We start from the raw sequence: 23,699 nt of genomic DNA, 5'->3' as shown, positions 1-23,699 counted from the left end.
ACGTCAGGCCACCTGTTTGTCGCGCTGATATCGGTCCAGGAATGCGTCCTTGGAGGTCGCGAACAATTCATTGATATGAGCCAAATCGGCATGCTGCGGAGCCGTTTCGGCCTGACTGCAAGCAACCTGAAAGGAATGAAACCCAAGATTTGCCGCGCTGCCTTTGAGGAAATGAAAATCCTCCGACAGGCTGGCGGGCGATTTTCCGGCCAAAGAGGCCAGCCTTTCTTCCACCTCCGCGATAAACATGCCCGCGATTTCGAGAAAATCTTCTTCCCCGAAATCCTGGCGAAGTTCTTCTGTGCGCACCCAATCGACCATATCACTTACCTATCCGTTCTGCGCGTCGAAGCAGACCGCAAATCCCTTAAGAACTTCCTTCCCCCGGGGAGTTTTTCAGTCGCATTTTAACGTTTACGCCATCTTAAGAGTAGGTGCCTCATGAGGCCCCTATGAGCCGAGCAAGTCTATTTCCGATACAAGACATTTCAACGCCTGACCTTTGGGATGACGAAGGCGTCACGAACCCTGACGCCCCGCCGCTGGTGCTTGTTGTGGATGACAGCGCCATGCAACGCGCGATGTTGATGAAGTCCCTCAGCAAATGGGGCTACGACGTCCTGGAGGCGGAGTCGGCAATGGACGGCCTTGCGATCTGCCGCGAACATGACATCACCATGGTGATCAGCGACTGGATGATGCCCGGCATGAACGGTCCCGAATTTTGCCATGCTTTCCGGCAGCTGGAACGGGAAAGCTACGGCTATTTCATCCTGCTGACCAGCAAGGCCGAGAGCCGCGAAGTCGCCGAGGGGCTGAATTCCGGCGCGGATGATTTTTTGACCAAGCCTTTTGTCTTCGGCGAATTGAAAGCCCGCCTGCGCGCGGGGGAACGTATCGTGGCCATGCATTCCCAGCTGGTTCAGAAGAACCGGGTGTTAAACAACGCCTTAACCACCATCCAGTCGCTGTATGACAATGTGGAACGCGACCTGTCGGAAGCGCGGCGGCTGCAAGAGTCGCTGGTACCGGAAACCGAGGTCGAGTTCGGCAGGGGCCGCGCCGCCTTGATGCTGAAACCCAGCGGCCATGTCGGCGGCGACCTGGTCGGGCAATTCCGCGTCAGTGACACGATGGTCGGGCTCTTTTCGCTTGATGTCTCCGGGCATGGTGTTGCCTCCGCCTTGATGACGGCGCGGCTTGCCGGATATCTGAGCGGGCAGTCTCCGACCCAGAACATCGCGCTGGTGGATCAGGGCCACGGGGTCTTTGTCGCCCGCAACCCGGCCGAAACCGTCAAGCTGCTGAACCAGACCCTATTGCGGGAGATGGAGACAGATCACTATTTCACCATGGCTCTTGCCATGGTTGACCTCAAAACGGGGCGCATGAATTGCGTGCAGGCCGGGCACCCGCACCCAATGATCCTGCGAGCAGATGGCCAGATTGAAGAGCTTGGAGGAGGCGGGATGCCCATCGGGCTGCTGCCGGATGCGCGCTATGACAGCTTCAATGCGAAGCTTAGACCGAACGACAAGCTGATCCTCTACTCCGATGGCGTGACCGAAGCCGAAAACCCGCAAGGCGAGCCGTTGGACGAGGCGGGCCTGATCGGGATGTTGCAGCGCACACCCGGACGAGACGGGGCCGAAATTCTGAACGATGTGTTGGTCGATCTGGAGGTTTTCTGCGGCACATCCGAATTTTCCGACGACGTGTCGGGGTTGATCTTTGAATATGACGGCTGAGGGCTATCGGCCAAAAAAGTTTTGGACGAATGCGCGGTCGCCAGGGTTGCCCAAATCGCGCATTGCGACCGCTGGCGTGACCCACCGCGCCTCATGGTGAGGTTCCAACGGAGGTGAGCGGCGCATGACAGGTCGCGCAAAATAGATGCGGCAAATTTTTTCGGCCCAGTAACCGTATTCCGGCATGTAGACGTAACGCCGGAACGCGCCCAGCCGGCGAGGCTCCGAAATGGTGTAGCCGGTTTCCTCTATGACCTCGCGGTGCAAACCCGACAACGGGCTTTCACCCGGGTCAATTCCACCACCGGGCAACTGCAATTCCGGCGCGGGTTCGGACTGGAACGTCACCAGCATCTTTTCCCCTGTCCACAAAATGGCATAGGCGCCATGGCGGATGCGGTAGGATTGGTCGGCCCGGATGGCCTCCCCATAGCGTTTGATCACGTGTTTCGCCTTTCTGCGGCCGGGGTTGCACGCCCTTTCTGCCAGCCTGCCACGCCAGATGCCATGCACAAACCGGGCAGCGGGGCTGCGCCACGCACCCAAACGCCCCCTTGGTCACAGGATTGCCCCGCCTATATAGACGCGGTATGCCAACAAAAGGCGCAAAGGGTATCCCCATGACACTTGGACAAAAAATCGCGTGGGACGACACAGTCCTGCCCTTCCAACTGGACCGCTCCGACATCCGGGGCCGCGTTGCGCGGCTGGACGGGGTGTTGGATCAGGTCCTGATGCAGCACAGCTACCCACCGGCCGTCGAGGCCGCCGTGGCCGAAGCCGCTTTGCTGACCGCTTTGATCGGACAGACCATTGATTTGCGCTGGAAGTTGTCGCTGCAAATTCGCGGCGACGGCCCGTTGCGCCTGATCGCCACGGATTACTATGGTCCCACCAAGGAAGGCGCGCCGGCGCGCATCCGCGCCTATGCCAGCTACGACGACGAGAAACTGCGCCCCGACGCGCCGCATTTTGAGCAGATTGGCAAAGGCTACTTCGCGATCCTGATTGATCAGGGCAAAGGCAGCAAACCGTATCAGGGCATCACGCCTTTGGCGGGCGGCAGCCTTGCGGCCTGTGCCGGCACCTACTTTGCCCAATCCGAGCAACTGCCGACGCGGTTTGCGTTGACCTATGGCCGCAGCCAGGAACCAGGCCAGGACGCCACCTGGCGGGCGGGCGGCGTAATGTTGCAGCATATGCCAAAAGCCTCGCCATTGATGGCAAAGGACGACGCCACCGGCGACGCGGGATTGCTGGACGGCGCCGACCTGCTGGACGGCGAAGAGGGTGAAAACTGGACCCGCGCCAACGTGCTGTTGGACACTGTGGAAGAGATGGAGTTGATAGGCCCATCGGTCGCCCCGACCGACCTGTTGGTGCGACTGTTCCATGAAGAGCGCCCCATCGTCTATGACGCGACCCCGGTCACTTTTGGCTGCACCTGTTCGGAGGAAAAAGTCCGGCAGTCCATGTCGATCTATTCGGCCAAGGACATCGGTCATATGACCACTGATGAGGGCACGTTGACCGCGGATTGCCAGTTCTGCGGCGCGCATTACGTGCTGGACCCGGCGACGCTCGGGTTTGAGGCTGAAGGTGCGGATGACCCGCTCAAGTGATCTGATAAAACGGATTGGGGCCGCGCTGGAACACCCCGGCGCGGCCTCCTCTGACTTTGACCTGAACCCAGGCGTGGTTTTACCTGAGGGGCGCGTCTTGCGCGACGCCGCTGTGCTGATCGTGCTGAATGATCTGGATGGCGCGCCACGGGTGACGTTGACCAAGCGCGCCTCCGGACTGAAGCACCACCCCGGCCAAATCGCGTTTCCCGGCGGCAAGAAGGACGACACCGACGTCAATCTGCGCGCCGCCGCTCTGCGTGAGGCCCGCGAAGAGATCGCCCTGCCAAGCGACGCCGTCGACATGATAGGCACCCTACCGGCCCACGAGACCGTCACGGGCTTTTCGGTCACGCCGTTCATCGCCCGCCTGACGCGACGCTTTGAGCCCATTTCAGAAATCGGCGAGGTCGCAGAGGTTTTCGACGTGCCGCTGTCCCATGTGCTGAGACCCGACAATTACATCGTCGAAGGCCGCATGTGGCAGGGCCAAAAGCGGCTCTACTATACCGTTCCATACGGCCCCTACTACATCTGGGGCGCGACCGCGCGGATGCTGCGCGGGCTGGCGGAACGGGTGCAGACATGACGCAGGTGACCGGCACATGGCTGAACGGCGCGGGCACGCAAGCCCTGTTTGACCTGTTTGAAACCGCCGGGCATCAGCTGTTTTGCGTGGGCGGATGCGTGCGTAACGCTCTTCTGGATCAACCCGTGGCAGATATTGACATGGCGACCGATGCGACGCCGCCCACCGTATCCGCGCTTTGCGAAGATGCCGGGTTGCGCGTGATCCCCACCGGGATGAGCCATGGCACCGTCACCGTCATCTCGGACGACATCCCGTTCGAGATAACCACGTTTCGCAAAGACGTCGCCACCGATGGTCGCCATGCCACAGTGGCTTACTCTGCCACCGTTGAGGAGGACGCGCGGCGGCGTGATTTCACGATGAACGCGCTTTATGCGGGTCGGGACGGCTCGGTTCTGGATCCGACAGGTGGCCTTGACGATGTGGCACGCCGGAACATCAGGTTCATCGGCGATGCCGGCGCTCGCATCGCTGAGGATTATCTTCGTATCCTAAGGTTCTTCCGGTTCTACGCCTGGTACGGCGACCCCGGCGAGGGCATTGACGCCGAGGGCCTAGCCGCCTGCGCCGAAGGCGCTGACGGTCTGGACGGTCTGTCTCGCGAACGAGTCGGGGCGGAGATGTGCAAATTGCTGTCAGCGCCCGACCCCGCCCCCGCTGTGGCGGCGATGGGGCAGTCGGGTATTCTGGCGCGGGTCATGCCCGGCGCGGACGCTGGCATTTTGGCGATCTTGGTGCATCTGGAAAACGGCATGACACCGGATTGGAGTCGCCGGGCCTTGGCGCTGGGTGGCGGAGACCTCAAAGCGGATTGGCGTCTTTCCAACAGCGATGCGTCAGACCTTGCAATGGCTCGGGGCGACTTGGCGTCAGACGCATCGGTGGCCGAGCTGGCCTACCGCTTTGGCTCAGGCCATGCCCGCAATGTCGCCTTGGTCCGGGCGGCGAGCTTGCAGCGGCCGGTTGACCCCGACCTGGAAGATGAAATTGCGCGCGGCGCAGCGGCGGAGTTTCCGATCAAAGCCGCCGATTTGATGCCGGCCTTTCAGGGCGCGGATCTTGGCGAGAAGCTACGCCAACTCAAGCAGGAGTGGATCGCGTCCGACTTCACCTCGTCTCGCGCTGCCCTGTTGGACTTATGAATATCGACCCCCTGTATATCTTTGTGTTTGCCGGACTGTTCTCCCCCGGGCCGAACGTAATTTTGCTTACCGCGTCAGGGGCGCGGTTTGGCTTCCGCCCGACGCTGCCGCATGTCTTGGGCGTCGCAGCCGGGGTGGGCGTGACGTCGGGGCTGACGGGCTTTGGCATCGGCGCCTTGCTGCTGGCACAGCCTACGCTTGCCTTGGCGCTTAAGCTCATCGCTGTCGCATGGATTATGTGGATGGCGTGGAAGCTGTTTCGATCGCGGTCCGGGCCGCAGGCCAAAACGAAAGATCGCCCCTTCACCTTCATCGAGGCGGTGCTGTTTCAATGGGTGAACCCCAAGGTTTGGGCCGTCGCCCTGGCCGCATCAGCGGGATATAGCTCAGGGCTGTCTCCGTCGGGTGAGGCCATTCGGTTGGCCACAGCGTTCAGCGGCATAAACCTCTTTGTTTGCTTGTTTTGGAGCTATGCCGGGTCCTTGCTGACTTACCTTTTGAGGACCCCGCAGGCATGGCAGATATTCACCACCGTGATGGCCCTGGCGCTTGCGGCCTCAGCAGTGATGGTATTCCTGTCGTAAAGACGATATACGGAACGGCTGAGCAGAGGCGATGCTATGTTTCGATACCTTGAAAATCTGGTAGACCCCTATGTGGCGTACGACGAAGTCGACGCCCCGCCGACCAAGCTGTGGCCATTCTTCAAGGCCTATTCCGCACCATTCAAAAAGCTGTTCTGGATCGCCGGTATCCTGTCGTTGGTGGTCGCCGCAGTCGAGATCGGACTGATCTACTACATGGGCCGGGTGGTTGACATCCTTGGGACTTCGGACCCCGCGACCTTCATGGCGGATCACGGTTTCGAGATCATTGCCGTCGCGCTGTTCATCGTCTTCCTACGCCCGATGATCCAAGCCTTGGATGTCGGCATATTGAACAACGCCATCCTGCCGAATTACGGCACGCTCTTCCGCTGGCGCGCGCATAAGCACGTGCTGCGCCAATCGGTGGGGTGGTTCGAGAATGACTTTGCCGGCCGCATCGCCAACCGCATCATGCAGACACCCCCCGCCGCGGGGGAGGCGATCTTTCAAGTGTTCGACGCGATCACCTTCTCGCTGGCCTATTTCGTGGGTGCGGCCATCTTGCTGGCGGATGCGGACCCGCGACTGGCCATCCCGCTGACCATCTGGCTGCTGCTTTACGCGTGGCTGGTGGCATGGACCATGAAGCGGGTCGGCCCAGCGTCGAAAGCGTCGTCAGACGCGCGCAGCCAGGTGACGGGGCGTGTGGTCGACAGCTACACCAACATCCATTCGGTCAAGCTGTTTGCCCATCACGACCGCGAAATCGATTTTGCCAAGGAGGCGATTGAGAACACCCGCCAAACGTTTGCGCGCGAGATGCGGATTTTCACCATGATGGACCTGATGCTGATGACGCTGAACGGGCTGCTGATCGTGGGCGTCGTGGGCTGGTCTATCTGGCTTTGGTCGCAGGGCACGGCCACCGTGGGCGGCGTGGCGGCGGCCACGGCTTTGACCCTGCGGCTGAACGCGATGACCGGCTGGATCATGTGGGCGCTGTCCTCCTTCTTCCGCTCGCTGGGCGTGGTGTCGGAGGGGATGGAGACCATCGCGCAGCCGATCACCTTGGTGGATAGCCGCAACGCCAAACCGCTGCACCTGACCGAAGGCGAGATCAAAATCCGCAACCTGTCGCACCACTATGGCGGCGCCGTGGGTGGGCTGAACGGCCTGTCGCTGGACATTGCGCCGGGCGAAAAGGTGGGCATCGTAGGCCGGTCCGGGTCGGGCAAATCGACGTTGGTCAAGCTGCTTTTGCGGTTCTACGACGCGGAACAAGGCGACGTGCTGGTGGACGGCCAGAACATCCGCGACGTGACCCAAGACAGCCTGCGCAGCCATATCGGTATGGTCAGTCAGGAAAGCACTTTGCTGCACCGTTCGGTGCGCGACAACGTTCTGTATGGCCGCCCCGACGCATCAGAGGCCGACATGATCGAGGCCACCAAGCGTGCCGAGGCGGATGAATTCATTCACGACCTGTCGGACCCCGAAGGCCGCAAGGGCTATGATGCTCATGTCGGCGAGCGCGGCGTGAAACTGTCGGGCGGGCAGCGCCAGCGGATCACCCTTGCTCGGGTGATCCTGAAGAATGCGCCCATTCTGGTGTTGGACGAAGCCACCAGCGCGTTGGACAGCGAGGTAGAGGCCGCGATCCAAGACACGCTTTATGGCGTGATGGAGGGCAAAACCGTGATCGCAATTGCGCACCGTTTGTCCACCATTGCGCGGCTCGACCGCATTGTGGTCATCGAAGAAGGGCGCATCGTGGAAAATGGCACGCATGACGCGCTTTTGGCGCAGGGCGGGCTATATGCTGGGTTCTGGCAGCGGCAATCGGGCGGCTTCCTGAACACCACCGAGGCGGCGGAATGATCAACGAAGCACTCAAACGGCTTGAACCGGTGCTGGCACGGCTCGGCAATCTTATCGACGCCTTCCAGCCCGCCGAAAGCCCGCCGCCGCGCACGCTCTGGGCGTTTTGCAAATGGTGTTTGGCAGGGTCGTGGCCGGTGCTTGGAATCGCCGCCGTGTTCTCTGCGATTGCAGGTACGATGGAGGCCCTAACCGCGCTGTTGCTGGGGTGGGTAATCGACGCTGCGACCGTCACCGCACCGTCAGAGTTCTTCGCCACCAACTGGCCGTTGGTGCTCCTGTTTGTCGGGTTCTTCCTGTTGCTCCGCCCGCTCACCTTCGGGATAAGCGCCGCGTTCAACGGCATCGTGGTGCCGCCGAATGTCTACCCGCTGATCCAAAGCCGTCTGCACCGCTGGACGCTCGGGCATTCGGTGGATTATTTCGACAGCGACTTCGCTGGCCGCATTGCGCAGAAGCAGATGCAGACCGCCCGCGCCCTGACGGATGTAACCGCGGAAACCATTAACGTGGTGTTCTTCGCCTTGGCCTCTATCGTCGGCTCGGTCCTGTTGCTGTTCACCATCAACGGCTGGATGGCGTTCGTTCTGCTGGTCTGGCTCATTGGCTACATCTTCATGATCCGCTGGTTCATGCCCCGCATCCGCAAACGCTCTGCCGCGCGGGCGGGGGCCCGGACCATGGTGACCGGGCAAGTGGTGGACACGATCACCAACATCAAGACCGTGAAGCTGTTCGGCCATGCGCGGCACGAAGACGAAAGCGCCCTGGGTGCCATGGCAACCCTGCGCGACCGCGCGTTGGAGTTTGGCGCTTTGTCCACTGGTTTCCGCTTCGCGCTCATGGCCACGGCGGGCATCCTGCCGATCCTGCTGATCGGTGGCACCGTGCTGCTGTGGCAAGGCGGCGGGGCAAGCACGGGCGACATTGCCGCAGCGGGTTCAGTGTCAATCCGCATTGCGCAAATGACCGGGTGGGTCAGCTTCGCGCTGATGGGGATGTACGCCAACATTGGTGAGGTTGAGGACGGGATGAGGACCCTGACCCCACCTCATCAACTGGTCGACCGTTGGGGCGCCAAGTCGCTTCAGGTCAGTCAAGGGCGGGTGTCATTCGAGGGCGTGACCTTCCGCTATGGCCGCGACATTGGCGGTATTGACGACGTGACCCTGACCATTGAACCGGGCGAAAAGCTGGGCTTGGTCGGCGCGTCCGGGGCAGGCAAGTCCACGCTGGTGGCCCTGCTATTGCGGCTCTACGACATCGAGAAAGGCGCGCTGCAAATTGACGGACAGGACGTGTCCGCCGTCACGCAAGACAGCCTGCGCCAGCAGATCGGCATGGTCACGCAGGAAACGGCGATGTTCAATCGTTCTGCCCGCGACAACATCCTCTATGGCAAACCCGGCGCGTCCGAAGCAGATGTGGTTGCGGCCGCCAAAAAGGCGGAAGCTCATGCCTTTATCCAAGGCCTTGAGGATCACAAAGGGCGCACCGGCTATGACGCCCATTTGGGTGAACGCGGTGTCAAACTTTCGGGCGGTCAACGCCAGCGGATCGCCATTGCACGGGCTATGATCAAAGACGCGCCCATTTTGGTGCTGGATGAAGCGACCTCGGCTTTGGACAGCGAAGTTGAGGCCTCCATCCAAGCCGCCCTTCAGGTCGCTATGCAGGGTAAAACCGTCATCGCCATTGCGCACCGCCTGTCCACGATCGCGCGGATGGACCGCATCGTCGTGATGGAAGACGGCCACATTGCCGAACAAGGCACGCATGACGCGTTGCTGGCGACGAACGGGCTTTATGCACGCTACTGGCAACGTCAGTCCGGCGGGTTTATAGGCATCACCGAAGCAGCCGAGTAGCCACATGACCCTGACCATCACACGCATCACCGCCGCCGGCGACGGCATGGCGGAGGACGCAGGCCCTTTCCCGCGCACCTTGCCGGGTGAGGAAGTTGACGTGGTCGACGGCACTGCCCGGTTGTTGACCCCGTCCCCCACCCGCGTCAAACCGCCTTGCCGCCATTTCAAAAGCTGCGGCGGCTGCGCGATGCAGCATGCTGACGACGGGTTTGTGGCTGATTGGAAAACATCGGTCATTGCCACCGGCCTCGCCGCGCGCGGGATTGAGACGGACATCCGCCCAATCCTGACCTCACCGCCCCAAAGCCGTAGGCGCGCCGCGCTGCATGGCAAGCGCACCAAATCGGGCGCGATGGTGGGCTTTCATGGCCGCGCCTCCGATGTGCTGATCGAGACCCCGGATTGCCAGTTGCTGGACCCCGCGATCATTGCGGCCCTGCCCATTCTGGAACAGCTGACCGTCATCGCCGCCTCCCGCAAAGCGGAGCTTGAGTTGGTCGTGACGCTGTCCGAGAACGGCATTGATCTGGATATGCGCAACTGCAAGCCGCTCGATCCTCGTGTCATCGGTGAGGTGTCGGCCTTGGCTGAAAAACACCGTTTTGCGCGCATCGCGTGGGACGGCGAGGTGATTGGCCTACGGGCGCCTCCGGTCCAGACATTTGGCCATGCGCTGGTTTCGCCACCTCCCGGCGCGTTTCTGCAAGCCACGTTGCATGGGCAAAACATGCTGATGCAGGCCGTGGCTGAGGCTGTTGGCGGGGCAAAACACGTGGCTGATCTGTTCGCTGGCTGCGGCACCTTCTCCCTGCCCGCCGCAGAGACGGCGGAAGTTTGGGCGCTGGAAGGCGAGGCCAGCCTAATTGCGGCGCTGGACCAAGGCTGGCGGCAAGCAACCGGGCTGAAAAAGGTGACCGCTGACACGCGCGACCTGTTCCGCCGCCCTGTCCTTCCGTCCGAGCTGTCCAAAACCGACGCTGTCATCATCGACCCGCCGCGCGCGGGAGCGGAGGCCCAAACCATCGAGCTGGCCAAATCGGAGGTCCCGCGCATCGCAGCGGTATCCTGCAACCCAGTGACCTTTGCGCGTGACGCGGACATACTCATCAAGGGCGGCTACCGCCTTGATTGGGTGCTACCTGTAGACCAATTCCGCTGGTCATCGCATGTAGAGCTTGCAGCCCAGTTCACCCGCGCCCATATGGCGTAGAACCCATAACGAGTGAGCAGTCAGTGAGCCGCGCAAAACTTCAGACCATTCTAGACGGAAACCGGTTCCGCTATTCCATCCTCGCGGTAATCTTGTTCAACGCAATTTTGCTGGGGCTGGAAACTGTCAAGCCGGTGATGGATGTCGCTGGACCGGCAATCTTGTTTCTTGATCAGGTTTGTCTGATCATCTTCACCGCCGAGCTGATCCTGAAATTCTATGCCTTCCGCTTTCAGTTCTTCCGCAGCGGGTGGAACATTTTTGATCTCATCATCGTCACTATTTCCTGGATACCAGGGTCCAACGGGTTGTCAGTCCTGCGCGCCTTGCGGGTGCTGCGGCTGCTGCGCGTTGTCTCGGTCGCGCCGTCACTGCGCCGCGTGGTCGAGGGGCTGATCACCGCCCTTCCGGGCATGGGGTCGGTCTTCGTTCTGATGGCGATGATCTTCTACATTGGGTCGGTGATGGCCACGAAGCTGTTTGGTGAAAGCTTCCCGCAATGGTTTGGTGACCTTGGAAATTCGGGCTATTCGCTGTTCCAGATCATGACGCTGGAAAGCTGGTCCATGGGTATCGTGCGCCCGGTGATGGAGGTCTACCCCTACGCGTGGATGTTCTTCCTGCCGTTCATCCTGATGACCACCTTCGCGGTGGTGAACCTGCTGGTCGGCCTCATCGTAAACTCGATGCAGGACGCCCACCACGTCGAAGACAACGAGAAAACCGACGCCTACCGCGACGAGATCAAGGAGCGGCTGGACGCTATCGAGAAGCTGTTGAAGGAACGCGCCTGACGGCCTTGACGACCTGCGCCACGCCGGATGCGATGACCATCAATACCAGCATTGTCACAGTCGTGGTCCCGTAGAACGTGGCCCTTCCAGCGACGTCCAAGTTGTTCAGGAACAGATATGGCAGCCCAGTGGTGACCGACCCAACCGGGGCATCATTCAACGGCCGGATGATAAATTCGATCCATACCAGATAGGCCACAGGCAGCGCCACCACCCACGCAGCCACCCGCTTCAGCCAGGTAAACGCGCCCAGCAGGAACACCGCGTCAAAGACCTGCAACGCGGGGCCCAGCCCATGCAAGAAGTACTCGTCATACCAAGGGCCCGGCTGGCCATCAGTGCCGTAGAATAACGACGGGTCCTCAAAGTAAATCTTCCAATACATCAGCACTACGGTCAGGTTCAAAACCACCGTGACGGAGGCGAAGACATCGCGATGCGCGGTGCTCCAGCCCATGGATAGGCGCAGCATGAACCACGCGGACAGTGTTGATGCCGTCAGCGCCCAGATCGTCAGAAACCGGAAGTGCCCGCCGACATAATCCCAGTTCCCGGTGAACAGCTTGTAGATGAAGAACGTGGCCGTCAGCAGAAAGATCAGCCAACGGATCGCGCGCATTGCGGGGGTTGTTTGGTCCATGGCAAAGCCTTTCCTGCTTGGGTTAGGAATTTAGGGCTTATGCCACGTCCGTAAACCGTGACGTTGGGTTCAGGCTCGCTTCGCGTCGAGATCGGCAATGCCAAGCGTGTCCAGCACCTTGGCCACAATCTGCGGCGCGTTCATCGCCGCCGTCGCATACATGTCGGCGGGGCTGGCCTGGTCGATAAAGATATCGGGCAACACCATAGAGCGGTATTTCAGCCCCCTATCAAACACGCCCTCGTCGCTCAGCAGTTGCGCCACATGGCTGCCGAAACCGCCAACCGCGCCTTCCTCGATGGTGATCAGCGCCTCATGATTTGCAGCGAGATCAAGGATCATCTCTCGGTCCAAAGGCTTCGCAAAACGCGCATCCGCAATCGTCGGGGTGATCCCTCGCGCAGCCAGACTTTCGGCAGCCTTTTGCACCTCTTGCAGGCGGGTGCCGAAGGACAGAATAGCAACCTTGCTGCCCTCCTGGATCATACGGCCCTTTCCGATTTCCAGTGGCACGCCTTTCTCCGGCAGGTCGACGCCAACGCCTTCGCCCCTAGGGAAGCGGAACGCGATGGGTCCGTCGTCATGCGCAGCCGCCGTGGCCACCATATGTACCAACTCTGCCTCATCGGCTGCCGCCATCACAACGATGCCGGGCAAGTTCGCCAGATAGGCCACGTCGAACGACCCCGCATGGGTCGCACCATCCGCGCCGACCAACCCGGCGCGGTCAATCGCGAAGCGCACCGGCAGGCGTTGCAGCACGACGTCGTGGACGACTTGGTCATAGCCGCGCTGCAGGAAGGTCGAATAGATCGCGCAGAACGGCTTCATACCGCCTGCGGCCAACCCGGCGGAAAATGTCACACCATGCTGCTCCGCAATGCCGACGTCAAAACAGCGCGAGGGGTAGCGTTCGTTGAACAGGTTCAGCCCGGTGCCGTCTGGCATAGCGGCGGTGACCGCGACAACCTTGCTGTCGGCTTCCGCCTCTTTGATCAACGCTTTGGCAAAGACCGAGGTGTAGCTGGGTGCATTCGATTTCGCCTTTTGCTGCTTACCGGTCACCACGTCGAATTTGGCGGTCGCATGGCCCTTGTCCATTGCCGCCTCAGCCGGGCCGTAGCCCTTGCCTTTCTTGGTGATCGCATGGATCAGGATCGGCCCGGTGGCGCGCTCTTTCACGGTTCGCAGAACCGCCAAGAGCTGCTCCATGTCATGGCCGTCAATCGGCCCGACATAGGAGAATCCCAGCTCTTCAAACATGGTGCCGCCCACGGTCATGCCTTTCAGCATTTCCTTGGCCCTGCGCGCGCCTTCCTGAAACGGCTCTGGCAGTAACGACACCGCGCCCTTGGCGGCGGCTTTGAATTCCTGAAACGGCGCACCGGCATAGAGGCGCGACAGGTAGGTCGACATGGCACCGACCGGCGGGGCGATACTCATTTCATTGTCGTTCAAAATAACGATCAGGCGCTTCTTCAGGTGGCCCGCGTTGTTCATCGCCTCATAGGCCATGCCCGCGCTCATCGAGCCGTCGCCGATCACGGCGATGCAGTCGCCCAGCCCATGTTCCGGCGCGCCGCCTAGATCGCGGGCCACGGCCATACCCAATGCTGCAGAAATAGAGGTCGAGCTATGCGCCGCCCCAAACGGGTCATACGGGCTTTCGCTGCGTTTGGTGAACCCCGACAGCCCGTCCTTCATGCGCAGGGTGCGGATGCGGTCACGGCGGCCTGTCAGAATCTTATGCGGGTAGCATTGGTGGGATACATCCCAGATCAGCCGGTCTTTCGGGGTGTCGAAAACGGCGTGCAGCGCTACGGTCATCTCGACCACGCCAAGACCCGCGCCCAGATGCCCGCCGGTTTCTGACACGGCGGAAATTGTTTCTGCCCGTAGCTCATGCGCAAGTTTCACCAGCTCGGTGTCATTCAGCGCTTTCATATCTGACGGGAATTGAACGCGGTCCAGCGTCGGGGTGTGGGGTCTGTCACTCATCTCGTGCACCTTTCCGCGCGTCATGTGTCGCGCGAGATAACGAACCGTGCGGCGGCCTTCAAGTTCTCCGCGGCGTCGCCATAGGGCGACAACGCCACTTCCGCCTCCGCCACCAACGATTTGGCCTTCGCCTTGGCCTCATCCATACCAAGCAGCGATACGAATGTCGCCTTCCCGGCGGCGGTGTCTTTTTGCAGGCGTTTCCCCGCTTTCGCGGCGTCGCCTTCTATATCCAAGATGTCGTCGGCAATCTGGAATGCAAGGCCCACGGCCCCCGCATATTGCCGCAGGGGTGCGGGGTCGGCTTTGCCTAGGATGGCACCCGCGCAGGCGGACCATTCGATCAACGCCCCGGTCTTGCCCGCTTGCAGCCGTGTTATTTGCTCCAATGTCAGGGGGGCCTTGGCGCTTTCGGCTTCGATATCCAGAACCTGACCCAGCACCATGCCTTCCGCGCCTGCGGCTTTGGCAAGGGTGGCCATCAATTCAACCCGCACGCCCGCATCTGATGAGGTCCGCGCATCTGCCAAAATCTCAAACGCCAGCGTCTGCAGCGCGTCGCCTGCCAAAACGGCAATCGCCTCGTCCCATTTGACATGTACGGTGGGGTTGCCGCGCCGCAGGTCATCGTCATCCATGCAGGGAAGATCGTCATGGACGAGCGAAAACGCGTGCAACGCCTCAATCGCCGCCGCGACGCGGTCGGCTTGGGTGGCTGGCACGCCGTGCAGTCGCGCGCCTTCCATCACCAGAAACGCGCGCAGCCGTTTGCCGCCCTGGCAGGTGTAGCGCATGGCGTCGGCGGCTGTGCCATCCAAGCCGGCCATGGCCTCATCCAATGCTATTTGAACGCGGGTTTGCGCGTCTTTCAGCGCGGCGGCGAACATTTACATGCCTTCGACAGGAGTGGTCCCGGAGGGCTGCCCGCCATCCAACGTGATCTGGGCGACCTTTTCTTCGGCCTCGGCCAGCTTGGCCTCGCAGCGCTTCTTCAGCTCCGCGCCGCGTTCGTACAGCTTGATCGAGTCCTCCAGCGGCACGTCGCCCCGCTCCAGCCGGTCAACCACGCCTTCCAACTCGCTCATCGCTTGCTCAAAAGACATCTCGGATACGGGTGTGTCGGTCATCGGCCCCTCGCCAGTAGAACTTCCAAATGCGCCTTGGTGGACGCTGCTAGTGCCTGCAAATCATATCCACCTTCCAAAGTCGAGACGACCTTGCCCCCGCAATGCGTATCGGCAACTTCACACAGCTTTTCGGTGATCCAGGCGAAGTCCTCCTCGGTCCAATTGAGATTGGCGAGGGGGTCGTTCGCATGGGCATCAAACCCTGCTGAGATCAGCAAAAGCTCCGGCTTGAAAGCCTCCAGCGCGGGGAATGCGATGCGCTCATAGGCGGCGCGCATGTCGCGGCCACCGGATTCGGGCTGCAACGGCATGTTGATCACATTGTCATGCGCCCCCGTCTCGCTTGGTGCGCCGCTGCCGGGCCAAAGGGGCATCTGGTGAGACGAAATGAACAAGGCCCGCGCTTCGTTCCAAAGCAGGTCCTGCGTGCCGTTGCCGTGGTGCACGTCGAAATCCACCACAGCGACCCGCGACAGGCCGTGCCGCTCCAACGCGTGCTTTGCAGCAATCGCGGCGTTGCCAATGAGGCAGAACCCCATCTGCGTCGCTGTCTCCGCATGATGGCCGGGCGGGCGCATGGCGGCGAAGGCGTTGTTGGCCTCCCCGCCCAGCACCATATCGACGGCTTTGGTCATCGCGCCCACGCCGCGCATCGCGGCCTGAAAGGAACCGGGCGACATATGCGTGTCCGCATCCAGCGAGGCAAATCCGCTCTCCGGCTCGGCGGCCCGAATTTTGTCGATGTAGCTTTGCGGGTGGCACAGCAGCACGTCGGCCTCTTCCCCCAAAGGCGGCCCCACTCGCAGCAGAGCGTCGTCCTCAATCGTATCAAGCGCCGTATAAATCGCCATCAACCGGTCGACCCGTTCGGGATGCCCGGGCGGGGTCACGTGGCTTAGGCCATCGGAGTGAGTCAAAAGCGCTGTTGTCATTGATTTTTATCCCAAGGCGGCCGCAAAAAGTGAAAGTAGGATCGCTCCAGTTATTGACCGTTGTAGGCGTCGCATCAGCTTAAACACAACATCGTCGGCCAGTACTGTGAGGCTAAAGACGTCTGGTCTAAAAAGAACGGCGGTTTGAAGTCGCGTCAAGTCGATCACCCAACCCGGAAAGACCCAACGGGACAGTGCCGAAAGCGGATCTAGCTGATCCATTGCACGCATGGACTCTGGGTCGATCGAAATCATTCTGCGTCTCAGCTTTAGCAAGGTAGCGGCGTTAAGCAGACACAAAATAGCGCGAAGGAAATCCATCAATCCGGCGCTAGCATGTACCCCGCCCCGCGTACCGTCTGCAGATAGCGGGGTTGCTTCGGGTCGGCCTCAATCTTGCGTCGCAGCCTCGTGATCTGCACGTCAACCGCACGTTCCTGCGCCTGTCCCTTGTCACGGCCCAGATCCTCAACGAGCTTTGAGCGCGAAAGCGGCTCCCCCACCCGACCTGAGAAGATGCGCATCAGCGACACTTCGGTCGCGGTCAGCCGTACCATGTCCTCGCCCCGCCACATCTCGCCGCGGTCGATGTCGTATCGGATGTCGCCCAGATGCAGCACCTTGGGGGCATCGTTGATCTCTTCCGTTGCCGGAACCCGTCGCAGGATGGCGTTAATGCGCAGCAGCAGTTCTTTTGGTTCAAACGGTTTCGGCAGGTAGTCATCCGCCCCCGCCTCCAGCCCGGAAATGCGGTCCGAGGACTCTCCCTTGGCGGTCAAAAGCAAAATCGGAGTGTCCTGCGTCTGCCGCAGCTCTTTGGTGAAGGTGATGCCGTCATCACCCGGCATCATCACGTCCAGCACGATCAGGTCGAAATCCAACCCTTCCAACAACCGCCGCGCGTGGTCCGCGTCGCGGGCTGCCGTGGTCCAGAACCCGTTGCGTGACAGGAACTGCTGCAACAGCGTGCGGATGCGTTCGTCGTCATCAACGATCAACAAATGCGCGTCGTTTTGGGAAAGGTCCGCCATCACATACCGTCCTTGAGCTGGTCAAAATGCTTGCGCATCTCGGGATCCATAATCTGTTGTAACACGCGGCGGAAGCCCGCAACCGCTTCTGGTCCCGCTTCGCGATAGGCTGCACGCATGCGTTTGCGCTGCGCCTCGCTCAGCACTTTTTCCAGCTCACGGCCCGCCTCGGTCAGGAACAAATGCCTTTCGCGCCGGTCTTTGACACCAACCTTGGATTCCACCAGCCCATCTTCGATCAGCGCACGCAGCACCCGGTTCAGCGACTGTTTGGTGACGCCCAGAATGTCCAAAAGGTTATTCACCGTGGTCCCGGGCGACCGGTGCACAAAGTGCAAAGCGCGGTGATGCGCGCGGCCGTATGATTTCTCTGACAGGATGCGGTCAGGGTCAGCGGTGAAGCCGCGATAGGCGAAAAACATCGCCTCGATCCCGCGCCGCAGCTGGTCGTCGGTCAGAAACAGCAGGTTTTCCCCACCGGGCCGGGTCTGCGACCCCAGTCCGTTCTCCGCCATGTCATGTCCCTCCTCGGTCAGGTGCCGGGTTCAGAAGTCAGTTTATGTCAGCCTTGTTGACTTTCCAAGACGCGAATGGTACCGAATCGACGAAATCGTGAAATATTATGTCCGAAACGGACCAATATTGCGCAACAAATGAAAACGCTCGAAGGCGGCGATGAAAGGAAGACAACAATGGCTGGTGGCTATGATGATCGTGACGGCGTCATCTGGATGGATGGCAAACTTGTAAACTGGCGCGATGCCAACGTCCACATTCTGACGCATGGCATCCACTACGCCTCCTCCGTTTTTGAGGGTGAGCGGTGCTACAACGGCAAGATCTTCAAATCGCGCGAGCATTCTGAGCGTCTGCGTTTCTCGGGCGACGAGCTGGACATGCCCATCCCCTACACTGTCGACGAGATCGAGGCCGCCAAGGTCGCCGTGCTGGAAGCCAACGGTTTCACCGACGCCTATGTGCGTGCAATCGCTTGGCGCGGGGCTGGCGAAGACATGGGTGTCGCGTCCAACCGCAACCCGGTCCGCATGGCCGTGGCTGCGTGGGAATGGGGCAATTACTACGGCGACGCCAAGATGAAGGGCGCCAAGCTTGATATCTCCAAATGGAAGCGTCCCAGCCCTGAGACCATCCCCTGCCACGCCAAAGCGGCGGGCCTCTATATGATCTGCACCATGTCGAAGCACGCGGCCGAGGCCAAAGGGTGTTCCGACGCCATGATGTTCGACTATCGCGGCTATGTGGCCGAAGCCACCGGGGCCAACATCTTCTTCGTCAAGGACGGCGAGGTGCACACGCCGGACCCTGACGCCTTCCTGAACGGGCTGACCCGCCAGACGGTTATCGGCATGTTGAAAGACCGCCAGATCAAGGTGCATGAGCGCCATATCATGCCCGAAGAGCTGGAGGGCTTCGAGCAATGCTGGCTCACCGGCACCGCCGCCGAGGTCACACCCGTCGGCCAGATCGGTGACTACAATTTCGAGGTTGGCGCGCTGACGCGCGACATCTCGGAAGGGTATGAGAAACTGGTCCGCAGCTAGGCGCGCGCGCCCCGTTCAATGCGTAAAAACTGGCGTGTCATTGATGCGCCGGTTTTTTTGTGTCCGCTGCGTTGTTGCAGTGCCAATGTGGCCGTCGCTGGCCGGTCGGCCAAATCATGGCGATAGGCGTGCCGCAATGCGGACGTGGATTGTGACGGATCTGACTTATCAAGAACATGCTTCATGGTGAGAACCTCCTGTTCAGGGGGCCAACATAGCACAAAACCCAGTCTACATTAACCTTACCCTTGCGGCGTCATCACTTTGCGCGCCTGCGCGCGTTCTTTGCCCAGCTGCCGTTCGCGCCAGATGATCAGGATGCCCGCCACCACGATTAGCGCGATGCCCAGCAGCATGACCACGGTCGGCACCTCAGCGAAGATGAAATAGCCAATGCCGATGGCAAACAGGATGGATGAATATTCAAACGGGGCCACCACCGATGCGTCGGCGTAACGGTAGCTCGATGTCAGGAATATCTGGCCAACGCCACCCACCAGCCCGGCAGTGATGAGCACCAAAAATTCTGTGGGCGTCGGCATCACCCAGCCAAACGGGATCGTCAGCAGCGACAAGGTGGAGGCCGTGATGCCGAAGTAGAACACGATGGCAGATGTCGGCTCCGTCGCTGTCAGCTTACGCACGAAGACATGCGCCAAGGCCGCCATAACGGCGGAGCCAAACGCCACAACCGCGCCCAATGCCAAGAACGGGTCAACGCCGGCTTCTGTAAACGCGGTTAGGCGCGGCCACATGATGATGAGGACCCCGCCCATGCCCAAGGCGACGGCGGTCAGGCGGAACACCCGCACCCGTTCGCCCAGAAACATCGCCGCAAAGACCACCACCAGCGCCGGTTGTGCATATTGGATGGCCTTTACCTCCGACAAGGGCAGCAGGCCCAACGCGGCAAATCCCATGCTCATGCCCATTGTGCCCACCAGCCCGCGCCACAGATGGCCAACGGGGTTGTCGGTTTTCAGGCCGGTGCGCAGCTCGCCCCGCCATGTGATCCAGATCAGGATAATCGGCAGCGCGCAGAAGGACCGGAAGAAGACAATCTCACCGGCCGGCACCGTCGCCGACGCAATCTTGACCATGGTGGCCATGATGATGAAGCAGGTGACCGCCCCCAGCTTGGACCCAATCGCGAGCGCGATGTTTTGTTTCGCCGGGGCGACCGCCACGGGCTACAGGAACACGCGTTCAAAGGCCCAATATGCGCCGATAATCGCAATCAGGATCGAGCCGCAGATCGACACGGCGCGGAACATAATGTCGGGGTCACGGACCCGCATTTCCTCGTCATCCAGGTCCGCCATATGGGCCGCCCGCACGCAGAGCCACAGCACCAGCGCCGCAATCCCGATAACGGCCAGCTGCCCGACCTCAACCCCGATGTTGAACCCGATCAACCCGGCAACGAAGCGCCCGGGCGCCAGCCCGAATTCCCCAAGCACGGATGCAAAGCCCAGCCCGTGCAGCAAGCCGAAGCCGAAGATAATCACGGGTCGCCACCACTTGATGCCCTTGGCAAAAATGTTCTCAACCGCGACGTAAACAATCGACAGCGCGATCAGCGGCTCCACGATGCTGGCTGAAATGGTGACAATCTGCAGGCTGGCAAGCGCCAGCGTGATGGTGTGCGCCACCGTAAAGACGGTCACCTGCGTGATCAGCAGGCGCATCTTCATGGACAGGAAGAACAAGCCCAGCACGAACAGGATGTGGTCCAACCCTTTGGGGATGATGTGGTCGAACCCCACCGCGATATAGCGCACAAAGACCGCCCAGCCGCTTTCAGTCGCGGCCCCAACACGCGGCAGCGGTTCGCTTAGCGCTCCTTTGTCCAGAAAGCCTGCATAGGCGTCATCGCCCCCGCCGCTTTGGCGCACAATGATGGGGCCGTTTGCGGCGACCCAGCCGATTTTTACATCCGAATTGTTGTTCGGCAGCGCGCCTGACAGCTGAATGACGCTGTCGCGCGGCAGTTCCAGATCGTCTTGGGCAATCACTTTTACCGAATTGAGGTCAAGCAACACCGTTTCGCCATCCGCATCCACAATCACGCCGCTTTGCAGCTGACCCCAGGCCGCTTCCAGCCGCTTTGCGAATTCAGCGTCGGGCAGCGCGCGCAGCTCGTCATACAGAGCGGCCTCTGGCGCATTGTCTGTGTCTTCCAGCCCTTCAAGGTCGATCCCAGCCACCAAGGTCTCGGCGTTCAGGGTGATCTGCAGCTCAATGCGCTCCTCTGACAGGGTCGCGTCGGCAATGGCGGGCCTGATTTCATGTGCCAGCGCCCCAGACATGAACGTGAACAGCGCGACCATTGACATGGCCAAAAGGAACGCCACCCTTGTGGCAACTGATTTTGAGAGGTGTCCCATGCGTCTACTAAGCTCCACTTTTGCCGCCCTTGGCCTCGCCCTTTTCGCCGGCTCTTCCAGCGCGCACGAGTTTTGGATCGAACCGCTGGCATATCAGCTACAACCCGGCGGGGAGATCAAGGCCGAACTGAAGGTGGGGCAAGAGTTTAGCGGGTCAAGCTATCCGTACCGGCCCAGCCAGTTCGAACGGTTCGACATGGTGCAGGGTGATACTGTGACACAGGTGGTCGCACGCATTGGCGACAACCCCGCGCTCAACACCACAACCGATGCAAACGGCCTTTTGGTTGTGGTCCATGAAACCGCCGACAATCGGCTGACCTACACCGAATTTGCCAAGTTCGAAAAGTTTGTGGCCCATAAGGCTTTCCCCGACGCCATTGCCCAGCACGACGCACGTGGGCTGAGCCGGGAGAAATTCGTGGAATCCTATCGCCGCTACGCCAAGGCGTTGATCGGCGTGGGGGACGGCGCGGGATCAGACACAGCCGTTGGCCTCAAGACCGAGATCGTGGCGCTTGCCAATCCCTATACTGACGGCATCAGCGAGATGCCCGTCCGCGTGCTGCTCGATGGCGCCCCAAGGGTCGCCACGCAGGTAGAGCTATTTGACAAAGCGCCCAATGGCGACGTCACCGTAACGCTTTATCAAACTGACGAAAACGGCGAGGCGACGTTCCCCGTGACCCAAGGCCATGCTTATCTGGTGGACGCTGTCTGGGCAGAAGCGCTGCCCAACAACGACACCGAAAAGGGTGCTGTTTGGAAAACTCATTGGGCCGCGTTGACCTTCATGGTGCCCCAGTAATCGCGATGGGCGCCAATAAGGAAACCCCGGCGCCGACCATCGGCACCGGGGCTCATTACTTTGTAGACCCGACACGGCCATCTGGGTGGGGGCTGATTGAACCGCGCCGGGGTGAGACTTAACTCGCTACAAGGACGGATATGGCGCTCGACTTTGGCGCAATTGAGATTGGATTGCGTGGTTTCAGCGATATCAACAGGGCAATTTCGGGGCAGCGCTTGATTTGCGGCCTGTTGCGGGCCAAGTTAGGTCAATGAATGACGTCAGCCCAATTCAGCTCAGCGGGACCAAGCCGCCGCAACAGGTCGCGTTTCATCGGCTTGAGCTGGGGCAAATCATGACAATCTACGGGCGCATGGTCGCCGCAGGCGAATGGCGCGACTACGGCATTTCGATGCTGAAGGACGTCGCGGTGTTTTCGATCTTCCGCAGATCCGCTGAGCACCCGATTTACCGCGTTGAAAAGCGCCCAAAGCTGGCAGCCAAGCAGCAGCAGTTTGCGGTTATTGGCATGGACGGCCGCATTCTAAAGCGCGGCTCCGACTTGCGGCAGGTGCTGCGGGTTCTCGACAAGAAGCTGATCCGCGCTGTTGACTAGCCGCTTGTGCCGTTGAATGGCCCGTCGACCTTGCCGGTTCTACCTATCCAATTGGTTGGCAACACCAAACGCGGACCCGATCAACGAGAAGATCGTCCGGGCGTTGTTGACCGGGCTTTCGGTCGCGTAGACCACGTCTTTTGGGTTGATGCGGAAATTGCGCGCGCTGAACAGACCATCCGCAGAGGTGAGGTCCATGGTAAATACCACACGCTGGTTTTCTGGGCCGTTGATGCCGTCGGCGCGCACCGCGCGGGATCCGTACTCACGCAGCACTAATATGCCTTCCGGGTTGGCGCGGTTGTCGTTGACGCCCCCCATAATAGTGACCGCATCAAGCGCCGACAGATGTTCCTTTGGGAAAGTGATCAGTTCTTCCCGGCCAGTCGCGCCAAGCGCCAGGAAGTAGCTTTCGTCCTCCGCCACCACAATTTTGTCGCCGCTGCGCAAAGTGGTGTCCAGACTTGGCGTCTTCAACAGCTTGCCCAATGAGATCGCGTAGGTGGTATTGCCGCGCAGCAGGCGGATTTGAGGGTTCTCAAAGCCGCCGCTCGCCCCGCCAGCTTGTGACAAAGCTGTCAGGACCGTCATGTCACGTTCTTCCAACGGGATTGAGCCAGGATTGCCCACCCCAGACACAACGTCGACGGAGTGGCGTTTGCCAACCTCTGCCGTCAGCTGCACCTGCGCGGAGGGCGACACAACGAGCAGCGCTTCCTGAATCTTTTCGCGGGCTGCGGCCTCAGTCATGCCACCAATGTTGAGGGACCCGACATAGGGCACAAAGATCGTGCCATTGGTCGAAACACGGGCAACTTGCAACTGAGCAACCTTTTGCTCACCAGAGGTCAGCAGCGAGTTCTCATCATTGTCCCAGACCGCCATGCTGACAGAATCACCGGGCAAAATGACCCGCCCGATGGGGCCTTTGCGCTTCCCAATCCAGCTGTAGCGCGTGACACCACCCGTCCGGGGCCAATCGGCAAACCGAGGCAGAAAATCCTTTGTGACCGGGTAAACCGCAAACTGAGCGTTCTCAGCGTCCGCGTTTCTAACAATTTCGGATTGAAGCGCCGCGCCGCGCGGCAGCGCGCAGCCTGACACAGCCAAAGAAAGGGCCAGCAACGTGGAGCAGCTCAGTTTATGGATCATGTCTCTCTCGCCATCAGGAT

At 60.6% G+C, this 23,699-nt stretch carries 24 protein-coding genes; 12 read left to right on the top strand and 12 right to left on the bottom strand.

The annotated features are described in order from the left end of the window. Positions 1-3: 3 nt before the first annotated feature. Positions 4-321, bottom strand: a complete 318-nt coding sequence (locus Q0899_RS15015; protein WP_298295351.1) for an Hpt domain-containing protein — start codon at positions 319-321, stop codon at positions 4-6. A gap of 131 nt (positions 322-452) precedes the next feature. Here Q0899_RS15015 and Q0899_RS15010 point away from each other — a divergent pair, with 131 nt between their 5' ends. After that, entirely contained in the window at positions 453-1,748 is a 1,296-nt protein-coding gene (locus Q0899_RS15010) for a PP2C family protein-serine/threonine phosphatase (protein ID WP_299193829.1), read from the top strand. A gap of 3 nt (positions 1,749-1,751) precedes the next feature. Here the strand turns inward: Q0899_RS15010 and Q0899_RS15005 are convergent, their stop codons facing one another. Next, positions 1,752-2,192, bottom strand: a complete 441-nt coding sequence (locus Q0899_RS15005; protein ID WP_298295347.1) for an NUDIX hydrolase — start codon at positions 2,190-2,192, stop codon at positions 1,752-1,754. A gap of 176 nt (positions 2,193-2,368) precedes the next feature. Between Q0899_RS15005 and Q0899_RS15000 the strand changes: the two genes are divergently transcribed. The 8 genes from Q0899_RS15000 to Q0899_RS14965 are packed head-to-tail and all read left to right on the top strand — an operon-like array spanning position 2,369 to position 11,444. Then, positions 2,369-3,370, top strand: a complete 1,002-nt coding sequence (locus Q0899_RS15000) for an Hsp33 family molecular chaperone HslO (RefSeq protein WP_299193826.1) — start codon at positions 2,369-2,371, stop codon at positions 3,368-3,370. Further along, a complete protein-coding gene (locus Q0899_RS14995; protein WP_298295343.1) occupies positions 3,354-3,959 on the top strand; it encodes a CoA pyrophosphatase in 606 nt (201 codons plus the stop codon). The genes Q0899_RS15000 and Q0899_RS14995 overlap by 17 nt, the downstream gene beginning before the upstream one ends. After that, positions 3,956-5,104: a CCA tRNA nucleotidyltransferase gene (locus Q0899_RS14990; protein ID WP_299193824.1), complete on the top strand. Its 1,149-nt coding sequence runs from the start codon at positions 3,956-3,958 to the stop codon at positions 5,102-5,104. The genes Q0899_RS14995 and Q0899_RS14990 overlap by 4 nt, the downstream gene beginning before the upstream one ends. Further along, positions 5,101-5,688, top strand: a complete 588-nt coding sequence (locus Q0899_RS14985; RefSeq protein ID WP_298295339.1) for a LysE family translocator — start codon at positions 5,101-5,103, stop codon at positions 5,686-5,688. Before Q0899_RS14990 ends, Q0899_RS14985 begins: the two co-directional genes overlap by 4 nt. Before the next feature lie 36 nt (positions 5,689-5,724). Next, positions 5,725-7,569, top strand: coding sequence for an ABC transporter ATP-binding protein (locus Q0899_RS14980; protein ID WP_299193821.1), 1,845 nt, complete (start codon positions 5,725-5,727; stop codon positions 7,567-7,569). Beyond that, positions 7,566-9,437, top strand: coding sequence for an ABC transporter ATP-binding protein (locus Q0899_RS14975; protein WP_298361430.1), 1,872 nt, complete (start codon positions 7,566-7,568; stop codon positions 9,435-9,437). The genes Q0899_RS14980 and Q0899_RS14975 overlap by 4 nt, the downstream gene beginning before the upstream one ends. 4 nt (positions 9,438-9,441) lie before the next feature. Beyond that, entirely contained in the window at positions 9,442-10,650 is a 1,209-nt protein-coding gene (locus Q0899_RS14970; RefSeq protein ID WP_299193819.1) for a class I SAM-dependent RNA methyltransferase, read from the top strand. 23 nt (positions 10,651-10,673) lie between these two features. Further along, on the top strand, positions 10,674-11,444 hold the full coding sequence (locus Q0899_RS14965) for an ion transporter (protein WP_298295331.1): 771 nt from the start codon (positions 10,674-10,676) through the stop codon (positions 11,442-11,444). On the opposite strand, the gene Q0899_RS14960 is transcribed toward Q0899_RS14965, so the two are convergent. From Q0899_RS14960 to Q0899_RS14930, 7 genes are all read right to left on the bottom strand, one after another. Next, positions 11,413-12,084: a hypothetical protein gene (locus Q0899_RS14960; protein WP_298295329.1), complete on the bottom strand. Its 672-nt coding sequence runs from the start codon at positions 12,082-12,084 to the stop codon at positions 11,413-11,415. The two genes, Q0899_RS14965 and Q0899_RS14960, sit on opposite strands and share 32 nt — an antisense overlap. Positions 12,085-12,153: 69 nt before the next feature. Continuing rightward, positions 12,154-14,082, bottom strand: a complete 1,929-nt coding sequence (gene dxs / locus Q0899_RS14955; RefSeq protein WP_298361426.1) for a 1-deoxy-D-xylulose-5-phosphate synthase — start codon at positions 14,080-14,082, stop codon at positions 12,154-12,156. A 20-nt stretch (positions 14,083-14,102) separates the two neighbouring features. Further along, complete coding sequence (locus tag Q0899_RS14950; protein ID WP_299193815.1) at positions 14,103-14,969, bottom strand: farnesyl diphosphate synthase; 867 nt, start codon at positions 14,967-14,969, stop codon at positions 14,103-14,105. After that, a complete protein-coding gene (locus tag Q0899_RS14945; protein ID WP_298295323.1) occupies positions 14,970-15,209 on the bottom strand; it encodes an exodeoxyribonuclease VII small subunit in 240 nt (79 codons plus the stop codon). Beyond that, on the bottom strand, positions 15,206-16,141 hold the full coding sequence (locus tag Q0899_RS14940) for a histone deacetylase family protein (protein WP_299193813.1): 936 nt from the start codon (positions 16,139-16,141) through the stop codon (positions 15,206-15,208). The genes Q0899_RS14945 and Q0899_RS14940 overlap by 4 nt, the downstream gene beginning before the upstream one ends. A gap of 320 nt (positions 16,142-16,461) precedes the next feature. Further along, entirely contained in the window at positions 16,462-17,172 is a 711-nt protein-coding gene (locus Q0899_RS14935) for a response regulator (RefSeq protein ID WP_298295319.1), read from the bottom strand. After that, the gene (locus tag Q0899_RS14930; RefSeq protein WP_298361420.1) at positions 17,172-17,687 is read right to left on the bottom strand and encodes a MarR family transcriptional regulator; all 516 of its coding nucleotides are present in this window, start codon (positions 17,685-17,687) and stop codon (positions 17,172-17,174) included. Before Q0899_RS14930 ends, Q0899_RS14935 begins: the two co-directional genes overlap by 1 nt. Positions 17,688-17,864: 177 nt before the next feature. Here Q0899_RS14930 and Q0899_RS14925 point away from each other — a divergent pair, with 177 nt between their 5' ends. Beyond that, complete coding sequence (locus Q0899_RS14925) at positions 17,865-18,734, top strand: branched-chain amino acid aminotransferase (protein WP_299193810.1); 870 nt, start codon at positions 17,865-17,867, stop codon at positions 18,732-18,734. A 242-nt stretch (positions 18,735-18,976) separates the two neighbouring features. On the opposite strand, the gene Q0899_RS14920 is transcribed toward Q0899_RS14925, so the two are convergent. Both Q0899_RS14920 and Q0899_RS14915 read right to left on the bottom strand, forming a co-directional pair. Then, positions 18,977-19,921 (bottom strand): DMT family transporter, encoded by a 945-nt coding sequence (locus Q0899_RS14920; protein ID WP_299193808.1) that lies wholly within the window; start codon positions 19,919-19,921, stop codon positions 18,977-18,979. 3 nt (positions 19,922-19,924) lie between these two features. Beyond that, positions 19,925-21,121: a HupE/UreJ family protein gene (locus Q0899_RS14915; RefSeq protein WP_299193806.1), complete on the bottom strand. Its 1,197-nt coding sequence runs from the start codon at positions 21,119-21,121 to the stop codon at positions 19,925-19,927. Here Q0899_RS14915 and Q0899_RS14910 point away from each other — a divergent pair. Together Q0899_RS14910 and Q0899_RS14905 are read left to right on the top strand one after the other, a co-directional pair. Beyond that, positions 21,120-21,929, top strand: a complete 810-nt coding sequence (locus tag Q0899_RS14910) for a DUF4198 domain-containing protein (protein WP_298361412.1) — start codon at positions 21,120-21,122, stop codon at positions 21,927-21,929. The two genes, Q0899_RS14915 and Q0899_RS14910, sit on opposite strands and share 2 nt — an antisense overlap. A gap of 253 nt (positions 21,930-22,182) precedes the next feature. After that, positions 22,183-22,527 carry a DUF2794 domain-containing protein gene (locus Q0899_RS14905; protein WP_298361410.1) on the top strand — a complete coding sequence of 115 codons (345 nt, stop codon included), beginning with the start codon at positions 22,183-22,185 and terminating at the stop codon, positions 22,525-22,527. A gap of 39 nt (positions 22,528-22,566) precedes the next feature. On the opposite strand, the gene Q0899_RS14900 is transcribed toward Q0899_RS14905, so the two are convergent. Continuing rightward, entirely contained in the window at positions 22,567-23,679 is a 1,113-nt protein-coding gene (locus Q0899_RS14900) for a polysaccharide biosynthesis/export family protein (RefSeq protein WP_299193804.1), read from the bottom strand. Between the last annotated feature and the right edge of the window lie 20 nt (positions 23,680-23,699).

Source organism: uncultured Litoreibacter sp., assembly GCF_947501785.1.
GTDB lineage: Bacteria > Pseudomonadota > Alphaproteobacteria > Rhodobacterales > Rhodobacteraceae > Litoreibacter.
Note: the sequence above shows the minus strand (reverse complement) of the source record. Positions and strands in the feature narration are given on the sequence as shown.